9 protein-coding genes are annotated in these 11188 nt (G+C 61.7%); 4 read left to right on the plus strand and 5 right to left on the minus strand.

The genetic code is table 11. The features are described 5' to 3' along the window. Position 1 precedes the first annotated feature (1 nt). Positions 2–256, minus strand: a complete 255-nt coding sequence (locus ACZ9HU_RS06300) for a hypothetical protein (RefSeq protein WP_476103529.1) — start codon at positions 254–256, stop codon at positions 2–4. Positions 257–606: 350 nt separating this feature from the next. Between ACZ9HU_RS06300 and ACZ9HU_RS06305 the strand changes: the two genes are divergently transcribed. After that, the gene (locus ACZ9HU_RS06305) at positions 607–2760 is read left to right on the plus strand and encodes a malate synthase G (RefSeq protein WP_476103693.1); all 2154 of its coding nucleotides are present in this window, start codon (positions 607–609) and stop codon (positions 2758–2760) included. 48 nt (positions 2761–2808) lie between these two features. Here ACZ9HU_RS06305 and rsmA read toward each other — a convergent pair whose 3' ends face one another. From rsmA to ACZ9HU_RS06325, 4 genes are all read right to left on the minus strand, one after another. After that, positions 2809–3633 (minus strand): 16S rRNA (adenine(1518)-N(6)/adenine(1519)-N(6))-dimethyltransferase RsmA, encoded by an 825-nt coding sequence (gene rsmA, locus ACZ9HU_RS06310; RefSeq protein ID WP_476103695.1) that lies wholly within the window; start codon positions 3631–3633, stop codon positions 2809–2811. A 5-nt stretch (positions 3634–3638) separates the two neighbouring features. Beyond that, positions 3639–4658 carry a 4-hydroxythreonine-4-phosphate dehydrogenase PdxA gene (pdxA, locus tag ACZ9HU_RS06315; RefSeq protein ID WP_476103531.1) on the minus strand — a complete coding sequence of 340 codons (1020 nt, stop codon included), beginning with the start codon at positions 4656–4658 and terminating at the stop codon, positions 3639–3641. An 11-nt stretch (positions 4659–4669) separates the two neighbouring features. After that, positions 4670–6118: a peptidylprolyl isomerase gene (locus tag ACZ9HU_RS06320; RefSeq protein WP_476103533.1), complete on the minus strand. Its 1449-nt coding sequence runs from the start codon at positions 6116–6118 to the stop codon at positions 4670–4672. Positions 6119–6300: 182 nt separating this feature from the next. Then, on the minus strand, positions 6301–8604 hold the full coding sequence (locus tag ACZ9HU_RS06325) for an LPS-assembly protein LptD (protein ID WP_476103535.1): 2304 nt from the start codon (positions 8602–8604) through the stop codon (positions 6301–6303). A 126-nt stretch (positions 8605–8730) separates the two neighbouring features. Between ACZ9HU_RS06325 and ACZ9HU_RS06330 the strand changes: the two genes are divergently transcribed. The 3 genes from ACZ9HU_RS06330 (at position 8731) to ndk (ending at position 11133) form a co-directional block, all read left to right on the plus strand. Then, the gene (locus ACZ9HU_RS06330; RefSeq protein WP_476103537.1) at positions 8731–10182 is read left to right on the plus strand and encodes a leucyl aminopeptidase; all 1452 of its coding nucleotides are present in this window, start codon (positions 8731–8733) and stop codon (positions 10180–10182) included. After that, entirely contained in the window at positions 10183–10623 is a 441-nt protein-coding gene (locus ACZ9HU_RS06335; RefSeq protein ID WP_476103539.1) for a DNA polymerase III subunit chi, read from the plus strand. It begins immediately after the preceding gene. Positions 10624–10710: 87 nt separating this feature from the next. Then, the gene (ndk, locus tag ACZ9HU_RS06340; RefSeq protein WP_168604587.1) at positions 10711–11133 is read left to right on the plus strand and encodes a nucleoside-diphosphate kinase; all 423 of its coding nucleotides are present in this window, start codon (positions 10711–10713) and stop codon (positions 11131–11133) included. Positions 11134–11188: the final 55 nt, after the last annotated feature.

Below are 11188 nucleotides of genomic sequence, written 5' to 3' on the forward strand. Positions count from 1 at the left end.
ATCAGGCCTTGGCCAGTTCAGGCGGCATTTCCGCCTGCTGCTTGGGCGCTTCATGCTTGATGCAATCCAGAATTTTGGCGCCCGCCATGAACACCGATCCCGTACAGGCCAGAAACAGCAGTTTGCCGCCAAAACCGGGATATTGGGTGAGGTAAACCTGTCCACGCTGAACCGCGCCATTGGCCAAGGCAAAGATGACCAGAAACGCTTCGGTGCGTGTCTTGATGACGAAGAGTCGGGCGATTTTTTGCCACATAAGCCATACCTCTGATGTGCCGTACCGGTGCGGGCGGATGTCCGTGTCGGCCTGAGACCTAATTGGGCAAAACGCGTATTCGGTGCAAGAGAGGTTAAGTGGCCATTAACCATGACTTGTCCGCCTTTGGGACAAATAGAGCGTGCCTTTCGTATAAAGGCGCGGGCGCGTGCGAAAATGACGCGGCCGCGATCAGCGCCGACACAAGGGCGTTGCCAAGATTGCCGGCATAAGGCATAAGTCCGTCTGTCTCTCCTCCCCGGAGTTCATATATGTCATGCGTTCGACACGCATGCCGTCCGTCGTTCAGGCTTTTCCCTGCGCGGCGTTTTGGATGAGGGTGAGTAATGATGAGCAAGTATCAGGACCGGGCCGGCCTCCAGGTTGATGGCGATCTGGCCCTCTTCGTCGAAAATCGGGTTTTGCCGCCTCTGGGGCTGGATGCGTCGCATTTCTGGTCGGGCTTTGCCGCATTGCTGGGTGAATTCGCCCCGCGCAATCGCGCGCTGCTGAACCGCCGTGATGAACTTCAGGCCGCGATTGACGGCTGGCACCGCGCGCGTGGCAAGGTTGCGGTGGATACGGCCGAGTATGAGGCCTTCCTGCGCGCCATTGGCTATATCGTCCCCGAACCGGCGCCCTTTGCCATCACCACGGGCAATGTCGACCCGGAAATTGCGACGATGGCCGGGCCGCAACTGGTCGTGCCTGTGCTCAACGCCCGCTTCCTGCTCAATGCCGCGAATGCGCGCTGGGGCAGCCTGTATGACGCCTATTACGGCACCGATGCTTTGGACGCTCCGGCGGCCAAGAAGGGTGGCTATGATGTCGAACGCGGCGCGGCGGTGATTGCGGCTGGGCGTGCTTTCCTCGATTCGGCGGTCCCCTTGGCCGAAGGTTCGTGGACCGAATGGGAAGGTATCAGCCCCGAACGCCCGCTGCCTTCGCTGGCTCGCCCGGAACAATTGGTTGCCCGTCGCGGCGATGGGCATAAGGGCGCGCTCTTGCTGGTCAACAACGGCCTGCATATCGAGATCGTGATCGACCACACCCATGTCATCGGCGCGACCGACAAGGCCGGGATCAGCGACATTATCCTCGAATCGGCGCTGACCACGATCTGCGACCTTGAGGATTCGATCGCTGCCGTCGATGCCGAGGACAAGATTGCCGCTTATACCAACTGGCTGGGCCTGATGCGCGGCGATCTGACCGAGAGCTTTGAAAAGGGCGGCAAGATCCTGCATCGAGAATTGGCGGCGGATCGGAAATGGACGGCGCTGGACGGTGGTGATCTGACGCTGGCCGGGCGCAGCTTGCTGTTCATCCGCAATGTCGGCCATCTGATGACCAATCCGGCGATCCTGTTGCCTGACGGGCATGAAATCCCCGAAGGCGTCATGGACGCCGTCATCACCAGCGCGATTGCCATGCAGGATTTGGCTGGTCTTGGCCGCCATCGCAACAGCCGCAAGGGTTCGATCTATATCGTCAAACCCAAGATGCATGGGCCGGAAGAAGTCGCCTTCACCAACGACCTGTTCAACGCCGTTGAGGATCTGCTGGGTCTGAAGCGTCACACGATCAAGGTCGGCGTGATGGATGAAGAACGCCGGACCAGCGCCAACCTTGCCGCCTGTATTGCGGCGGTGAAGGAGCGGATCGTTTTCATCAACACCGGCTTTCTTGATCGCACGGGTGACGAAATCCATACCTCGATGCAGGCCGGCCCGGTCATCGCCAAGAATGCCATCAAGGCTTCGGCATGGATCGCGGCCTATGAGGCGCGCAATGTTGGCATCGGTTTGGCCAGTGGCCTGTCGGGCAAGGCGCAGATTGGCAAAGGCATGTGGGCTGCGCCTGATCGGATGCGCGATATGCTGGAGCAGAAGATCGGCCATCCGATGGCAGGCGCCAACACCGCCTGGGTGCCTTCGCCAACGGCGGCGACGCTGCACGCGACGCATTACCACGGGCTCGACGTCTTTGCCCGTCAGCGTGACATTGCGCAGCAGCCTGTCCCCGGTCTCGAACCTTTGCTGACCATTCCCTTGGCACTGGGCACCAATTTTTCGGCGCAGGACGTGACCGAGGAACTGGACAATAATGCGCAAGGCTTGCTGGGCTATGTCGTGCGCTGGATCGATCAGGGCGTCGGTTGTTCCAAGGTTCCCGACATCAACGACGTCGGCCTGATGGAAGACCGCGCCACCCTGCGCATTTCCAGCCAGCATATGGCGAACTGGTTGCTGCATGGCGTGGCCACGGCCGAGCAGGTCATGGATTCGCTGAAACGCATGGCTGCCAAGGTCGATGCGCAGAATGCGGGCGATCCTCTCTATGAACCGATGGCCGGGCGTTGGGAGGAAAGCTATGCCTTCCGCGCCGCCTGCGATCTGGTGTTTAACGGTGTTGAACAGCCCAGCGGTTATACCGAGCCTCTGCTGCACGCATGGCGTTTGAAGAAGAAGGCCGCGATGCGCGTTCCCGAAGCGGTCGCGTAACGTTGGGTTGTAAAAAGAAACCCCCGGAGCCTATCCTCCGGGGGTTTCTTATGCGCTCAACACTTTGGCGATGCTGACGAACTCGGCCACGCTCAAGGTTTCGGCGCGGCGGGCCGGGTCAATGCCCAGCGTTTCAAGGGCATCGAGCGCACCGGGCAGCCCTTTAAGGCTTTGCCGCAGCATTTTGCGCCGCTGGCCAAAGGCGGCCTCGGTCACGCGTTCCAGCATCCGGGCCGACACGCCTTCGGGCATATCGCCGGGTTTGACATGGATGATCGCGCTCATCACCTTGGGCGGCGGGGTAAAGGCGCTGCGATGGACCTTCATCGCGATCTTGGGCGCGGCGCGCCATTGGCTCAGCACGGCCAGACGCCCGAAGGCATCGCTGGCCGATTGGGCTACGATACGTTCGGCCACTTCCAACTGGAACATCAGCGTCAGCGACGTCCAGCGCGGCGGCCATACCTCTCCCGATAGCCAACCCGTGAACAGCGCCGTCCCGACATTATAGGGCAGGTTGGCAAGGATCGCGTAAGGTTCGCCATCAAACAGGCTGGCGTGGTCGATCTTGAGCGCATCGCCCTCGATCACCGTCAATTGCCCCGGAAACGCCTCGGCCAATTCGCCCAGCGGCGCCATGCAGCGCTTGTCCATTTCGATGGCCGTCACCTTGGCCCCCGCACGCAACAGGGCGCGCGTCAGGCCACCGGGGCCGGGGCCAACCTCCAGAACATTCTGCCCCTTAAGGTTGCCGGGAATGGCGGCGATGCGGGACAGCAATTGTTCGTCGAACAGGAAGTTCTGACCCAGCGCCTTGCTGGCGAACAGGCCATGCGCGTTGATCACCTCACGCAGAGGCGGCAATTCAGGCAGGCTCATCAGGCGGGTACTTTAGCAGCGCGGCTGCGCGCACATTCGGCGGCAAGGCGCAGCGCTGAAACCGTCGCCCCGACATTAGCCTGCCCCTTGCCCGCGATGGGGAAGGCTGTGCCGTGATCGGGCGATGTGCGAATGATAGGCAAGCCCAGCGTGATATTGACGCCGTGGTCGAAATCCAGCGCCTTCAACGGGATAAGCGCTTGATCGTGATACATGCAGATGGCGACGTCGAAACCGGCCCGGCTGCGCGCGGCAAACATGCCATCGGAGGCATGAGGGCCAGAGGCATCGATGCCCTCGGCGCGCAATTGTTCGATGGCGGGGGCGACGATCCGCTGATCCTCGTCACCGAAACGCCCGTCCTCACCCGCATGGGGGTTAAGCGCGGCGATCGCGATGCGCGGCGATTTCAGACCGAAATCCTGCATCAACGCCCGAGCCACAATGCGCGAACGGCGCAGGATCAGATCCTGTGTAATCAGCCCCGGCACCGCCGAAAGCGCGACGTGAACCGTCAGCGGCACCGTGCGCAAATTCGGCCCGGCCAGCATCATCACCGCGTCCTCGGCCTCTACGCCCGATGCGGCGGCGACAAATTCGGTTTGCCCCGGATAGTTGAAGCCTACCTCGGCCAAACGCGATTTGGCAATCGGCCCGGTCATCAAGGCGCCCGCCTGGCCCGAAACGGCCAAAGCGGCGGCCTGCTTCAAGCTTTCAAAGGCCAACATTGCGCCTTCGCGATCGGGCGCACCGGGGCGATATTCGCCGTCAAAATCGCCCAGAACGGGCAGCGCGCTGTCATAGACTTGTGCGGCTTCATCCAGCGATTCGACGCGGCGGACCGGAACGTCCAACCCACGCGCCCGCGCCGCCGATGCCAGCAAACCGGCCCCGCCCACCGCGCAAAAGGCGGGCAGAGCATGGACGCGACGGGCAAACCATGCCGCCGCGATCAGTTCCGGCCCCACACCGGCCGGATCGCCCAGCGAAACGGCCAATGGAAGGATTGCTTGGGCCACGATATCTATCCTCAGTTATACTCGATGATCGCATCGCGGCGAAGGTCGCGCATGTACATTTGCGCGCGCTTGTTGACGCGGTCTTCTTCCATCTGCGACATCAATTCTTCGAACGAAGGACCGCTGGCCGCCTTGGGGTCGTCACGGCCGCACAGCATCAGCATACGGATGCCTTCCTGAACCGAACCAAACGGCGGCGTGGTTTCGCCCAGCGAGAGCGCCAGCAACGATTGTTGCAGCGGGGCGGGCAGATCACGGGCGCGGATCTGGTCATTGGCAACAACCTGTGCGCCCAGCTTGCCAGCCACCGCATCGACACCGCCGCAACCCTTCGACGCCTTGATCGCGGTCGAGAATTCGTCGATCTTTTTGTTCGCGTCGGCTTCCGTGATGCTGGCGGGCAAGGTCAGCGTGATCTGCTTGAGCGCAAGCACCGCATCGCGCGGATCGGCCGTCAGCACCTGACGCTTGTCGATCAGATACAGGATCGAAAAGCCGCCGCGCATTTCAATTGGGCCGACCAACTGGCCCGTCTGCATTTCACGCGCCGACGCCGCCAGTTCGGTGGGCAATTGCGCCAGACGGATCCATCCCAGATCGCCGCCCACCGCCTTGGTCGAGGCTTCGGAATATTGGCGGGCATAGGCGGCAAAGCTGCCGCCTTCCTTCAACTGGGTCATGATGCGCTGGGCATTTTCGGCCACGATCGAGCGGCTGTCGGGCGTGGCCGACAGATAGATTTCACCAAGGCGATATTCCTCGGTGCCCTTCGATGCCTTCATGCGCTCCAGCAGTTCCTTGACTTCCTGCTGGCTGACATTGACGAAAGGCTGAACATTGCGGCGCAGCACGCGGTTCCAAGCCATTTCGCCGCGGATCTGACGCTTGAGCGAATTGGGCGAGGAACCGATGCGGGCCAGATAGGCGTCAAGCGCGGCCGGTTCCTGCTTGAAATTTTCCTGTGCGACGCGGGCATAGGTGCCTTCGACTTCGCCTTCGTCGATCTTGATGTCGGCGTTCTTGGCTTCCTGAATTTGCAGCGTTTCGTCGATCAGGTTGCGCAAAACCTGCGCGCGAAGGCGTTCGACTTCCTCTGGCGCGACCTTGCCGCCATTGGCGGCCAGAATCAGGGCAAGGCGTTGATTGACGTCGGTGCCGGTAATGATGTCGCCGTTCACGATGGCCGTGGCGCGACGCATGTTCGGGTTGTCTTTGCCCAGCATCGTCACGTTCTGGCCAATGCCGAACGGGTCGGCGGCGGTCGGCGCTGCTGCTGGCTGGGCCGGGGTGGCGGGTTTGGGGGCGGCGGCGGGCCGCGGCGCGCGGGTGCGGGTCGGACTTTGCGCAAAACCCTGTGCCGCCAGCGCCAGAGACAGGCCGGCCAGCGCCCCGTAACGCGCCATGGAGCCGAGCGCCTTGGCGCCCATATTGCCCGATCCAGTTGCTGCCTTTTTCGTCACCACCATAACCTTGCGCTCGATCCTGTTCTTGTCGTCACATTTATGAACGACCCGGGCTGAACCCAGGCTGCATCAATGACGATATGGCCGCATATCGGGCCGCATTTCGGGGCCGTCGACCTTGCCATGGGCGCAGGCGATAGCGCCTTTGTCTGGCCCTGCCAACAGATGCTTGACGTCCTTTACCGGAAACCCAGATTGCGCAGCGAAAAGCGCAATTCAAAGCTGCTGCCGCGCACAGCGTCACCGATGGTGACATAGTCCCGGCGCCAGTTCAGATCGAATTGGAAACAGTCCGATTGGAACGACACACCAAACCTTGTGCGCAAGGGTTGGAACGAGGACGTGCTGGTGTTGGCCAGCAGGCTTTTGTCCGAAAGATCGAATACGCCCGAACCAAACACCGACCAGAAACGCGCAAAGGCGATTCGCCCGGCTGTGCGCAATTCGTTGCTGTCGACCAGATCTTCGGTGCCGGTCCTGATATTGCGGTTCAATCGGGCATAGCCGACCTCAAGATAGGTCGTGTCGCTGCCCAGCGCCGCGTCCACTTCGTTGCGGCGGAACACGAATGTATCGTGGTCCAGACGATAGCGATGGGTGATCTTGAAGAAATCGCGATAACGGATTTCGGTGCGCCCGACGACGTCCGACATGCGATCCGACAATCCTGTGCCGGGGGGCAGGAGCGTCGGCTCGCTGCTCAGACGATAGGATTGGCCTACATTGGCGTTGATGCGCCATTGCGGGCGTTCCAGCCGCCATTCCATGCCATAGGTGACGCGGTTGCCATCCTCGATCCGGTCGTAACCGGGAAAGCGGTTGAGGGCGAAGAGGTTGACGTCTTCAAGCTCGATGGCGCGCGCATCCTCGTTGGGGATGGCGAAATTGCGTGTCGGAGGCGCTGCCACCACCTGCACATGCGGGGTCAGAACCTGCGTGCCGCCAAAGGCCGGACCCACCAAGGGCCATGTGATGTCAATGGCCGCCGCGGCCGATGCGCGGCTCTGCCATCCGGAGTTACCGCGATAGATGGCCGTGCTGGTCAAATAATTGTCGCTGGAATGATAGACGTCGCCCCGGCCCACCGCGGTCAGCGTGATGACCTGACCCATCGGGGTCATTTTTCGCAGGTTCCATTCCACGCTGGTAAAGGCGCGCTGCATGTCCTGCCCCGCGCTGCGGGTGATGGCCAGAGAATTGGCCCGCACCTCGATCTTGCCGCCCAGCAGGTTTTCATTAAACCGGCGGCGATAATCGATCATCGGCAATGCGACCGGCACCGCGCCCTGTGTGCCTGTGGCGCGCAGGTTCTGGAACGCCCAACCCGAGATCGAGAAATAAGACTTTTCGCCGATCCTCTCGAGGTTGATGGTCGAACGCAGCGTATCGTCCGAGGAAATGTAGTAACGACGCAGGAACGTGCGGTCCGACGCGAACCGGCCCGAAAAATCCAGGCTCCAGTTGGTCGAAAGCTGGTATTTGCCATTGGCGTCGAAATATCCACGCCATTTTTGGCGCGTGTTGGTGCCCGAAACGTCGGTCGCCGCCGAGCGCGTGATATAGCCTGTGATCTGGAACGCGCCCTTGTCGTCCAATTCGCGGTAATGCACCTTGGCCATGGGGTTGGCCTTGGTAAACACCGTGCCCGTCACCGCCAGATCGCGGTTGTTGGCAAGGCGCGCGTAATAGGTGCTGGAAAATTCAACGCCGTTCGAGGCCGACGTGCGGAAATCAGGCACCAGAAAACCGGGCAGGGGCCGCCCGTCGGTGGCCACCTGAAGGCTGGGCAAAGGCACAATCGATGCGCCAAACAGCGAAAGCCGTGCCCCCTTGAACCGGACCAGCTGCTTGTCGGGATCATATTCGACGTGGCGCGCGGTTACCTTCCAGATCGGCTTTTTCTCGCACCCCTTGCTGTCCACCACGTCGCATCCGGTATAGGCCGCCTGGGTCAGGATATAATGGCCGTTGGGATCGCGCCGACCTTCATTGGCCGCCAGACGCCCGCCTTCGCGCATCAGCATCAGCATGTTATGCGTCAGCCCAACGCTCAGATCCTCGCTCAACTCCATCTGGTCGGTGAGCAATTCGTTGCCATTGGCATCAACGACGCGCAATTGGCCCTGCGCCATGATCTGGCCGGTCTTGCGGTTCCAGCGGACGGTGTTGGCGCGCACGGTTTGTTCGCCCCGGCGCAGAAAGACATTGCCCGATGCGACGACGATGTCGGTCTGATCGTTATATTCCACCTGATCGGCGGCAAAATCGATCTTGTTTTCGTCATATTGTTTGCGCGGGGGCAAATCATTGACCGGGCCGGACGCGGATGCATCCGGGCCATCGATAACATCGCGCATCGATGCGGCCCATGTCGGGTCCGCCGCCAATGCGACGCATAATGCCGCCCAGGGCGCCATATGACGCAGGACAATGGAAAGGTTCGGTTTGGTAAGGGGCGCAACAGGCCCAATAAGCGCAGGCATGGCTTGCCTATCGCAGAGGGGATGCCTAACTGCAATCCATGAAGGCGATGAGATTGACATCGATCCACCGCATCGCACCATGATATTTTTTTCGGGGCCGCCCGACCGGCCTGCAAGGAGTACCCCATGATCGTCACATTCCTCGCCAGCCCGCCCGCATCCGTCAAAGCACCGGTCGCCCGTGTCGTGTGCGTTGAAGGTTGGGAAGATGGCCAGCCCGCCGTCATCGTCGCTGGGGCGAAAGCTGCTCGCTTTGCCGGGCGTGCGGGGCAATTGTTCGAAGGTTTTGCCGAAATCGATGGTGTGGTCAGCCGTCTGGCGCTGGTCGGCGCAGGGGCCGCGGATGCCGATGACCGCCGCGCATCGCTGGAAAAGGCCGGGGGCGCCTTGGCCGCCAAATATCGTACGTCGGGCGCGACGCAATTGTTGATTGATGCCACCGGTCTTTCGGCGGACGATCTTGCCTCGGTCCTGCTCGCATTGCGTTTGCGCCTGTGGAAACAGGATTCGTATCGCACCACGTTGAAGGACGAGGAAAAGGCCAGCCTTGAGGAAGTGATCGTCGCCAACGCCGCCGAAGGCGCGCAGGCGGCATGGGACGCGGCCACGCTGATTGCCGAGGGTGTTGAATTCACCCGCGAACTGGTCACTGAACCGGCTAATGTGCTTTACCCCGAAAGCTTTGTTGAACGCGTGCGCCAGCGCTTTGCGGGCACCGGCGTGGACATCCGCGTTCTGGACGAAAAGGAAATGCGCGCGCTGGGCATGGGTTCCCTGCTGGGCGTCGCACAGGGGTCGGCGCGTCCGCCGCGTCTTGTCGTGCTGGATTGGCGCGGCGGAGAAGCGGGCGTGGCCCCGCTGGCCTTTGTGGGCAAGGGCGTGACCTTTGACACCGGCGGCATCAGCCTGAAGCCCGGCGCGGGCATGGAAGACATGAAGTGGGACATGGGCGGCGCAGGCGCGGTTTCGGGCGCCATGCTGACCATCGCCCGTCGCAAGGCGAAGCTGAATGTTGTCGGCATCCTTGGGTTGGTTGAAAACATGCCCGACGGCAATGCCCAGCGTCCCGGTGACGTCGTGACGTCGATGTCGGGTCAGACGATCGAGGTCATCAACACCGATGCCGAAGGCCGCCTTGTCCTGTGCGACGCTCTGACCTTTGTTCAGCGCGAATATAAGCCCGCCAAGATCATCGACCTTGCCACGCTGACCGGCGCAATCATCATGAGCCTTGCCCATGAATATGCGGGCCTGTTCTCGAATGACGACGCTCTGGCCGCTGATCTGACCAAGGTCGGTCTGGCCACGGGTGACAAGTTGTGGCGCATGCCGATGGGCGCGGTTTACGACAAGATGATCGACAGCCCGATTGCCGACATGAAGAATGTGGGCAGCCGTTTCGGCGGTTCGATCACCGCGGCCCAATTCCTTGCCCGGTATATCGACAAGGGCACGCCTTGGGCGCATCTCGACATCGCCGGTACGGTGTGGACCGACAAGGCGGGCGCGACCTGGGAAAAGGGCGCGACCGGCTTTGGCGTGCGCCTGCTCGACGCCTTGGTGCGTGAAGCGGAATAAATGCAGGCCGACTTCTACCTGCTGGAATCGGGCGGCCCGGAACTGGCCCTTGCCCCCTTGGCGGGCAAGGTGCTGGAGACGGGCGGCCGCCTGCTGGTGGTGGCCGGAGAGGCTGGGGCGCGGGAAAAACTCTCGGCGGCGCTATGGAGCGCGGGGGCGGAAAGCTTCCTTGCCAATGGCATTGCCGGGGGCGAGCATGATGCGCGCCAGCCTATCCTGATTGCCGATGATGTGGTCCCGGCCAATGGAGCGCGCTTTCTGGCGCTGGCCGATGGGGTGTGGCGTGAACCGGGCGAGGGGGATTTCGACCGCGTCCTCCTCGTCTTTGGCGAAGCGGAACGCATGGCCGCGCGCGACACATGGCGTCTTTTAAAAGGACGCGAAGGCTGGGCCTGCCGCTTCTTTCGCCGCGAAGGGCGAAAATGGACGCAAGCAGGCTAATGGTCACCCTTGCAGGAGCCCGCACGAACGGCTAGTGGGCCGCGCAACAGGGCGTAAAGCCCAGCAACCCTACGCAAGGAATTCACCATGGCGCTTACCCGCACCTTCTCGATCATCAAGCCCGACGCCACCCGCCGTAACCTGACCGGCGCCGTCACCAAGATGCTGGAAGAAGCCGGCCTGCGTGTCGTTGCGTCCAAGCGCATCCAGATGACCAAGGAACAGGCCGAAGGCTTCTATGCCGTTCACGCCGAGCGCCCCTTCTTCAACGACCTCGTCTCGTTCATGATCTCGGGCCCGGTCGTGGTTCAGGTTCTGGAAGGCGAAGACGCCGTGAAGCGCAACCGCGACATTATGGGCGCCACCAACCCCGCCAACGCTGACGCCGGCACCATCCGCAAGGAACTGGCCGAATCGATCGAAGCCAACTCGGTCCACGGTTCGGACAGCGAAGAAAACGCCGCGATCGAAATCGCCTACTTCTTCAAACCGGAAGAAATCGTCGGGTAATTCTGACTTTTTTTAGGCTGAAAAGACCGCTGGAGGGGTTTGGCTCTTCCGGCGG

Source organism: Novosphingobium sp. Sphag1I (genome assembly GCF_056279125.1).

What these genes read in the sequence shown, in the direction of transcription:
- ACZ9HU_RS06335 (WP_476103539.1), top strand. Translation starts at nt 10,183, where the DNA reads ATGCAGGCCGACTTCTACCTGCTGGAATCGGGCGGCCCGGAACTGGCC.
- ACZ9HU_RS06300 (WP_476103529.1), bottom strand. Translation starts at nt 256, where the DNA reads ATGTGGCAAAAAATCGCCCGACTCTTCGTCATCAAGACACGCACCGAA.
- ACZ9HU_RS06330 (WP_476103537.1), top strand. Translation starts at nt 8,731, where the DNA reads ATGATCGTCACATTCCTCGCCAGCCCGCCCGCATCCGTCAAAGCACCG.
- ACZ9HU_RS06305 (WP_476103693.1), top strand. Translation starts at nt 607, where the DNA reads ATGAGCAAGTATCAGGACCGGGCCGGCCTCCAGGTTGATGGCGATCTG.
- ACZ9HU_RS06325 (WP_476103535.1), bottom strand. Translation starts at nt 8,604, where the DNA reads ATGCCTGCGCTTATTGGGCCTGTTGCGCCCCTTACCAAACCGAACCTT.
- ndk (WP_168604587.1), top strand. Translation starts at nt 10,711, where the DNA reads ATGGCGCTTACCCGCACCTTCTCGATCATCAAGCCCGACGCCACCCGC.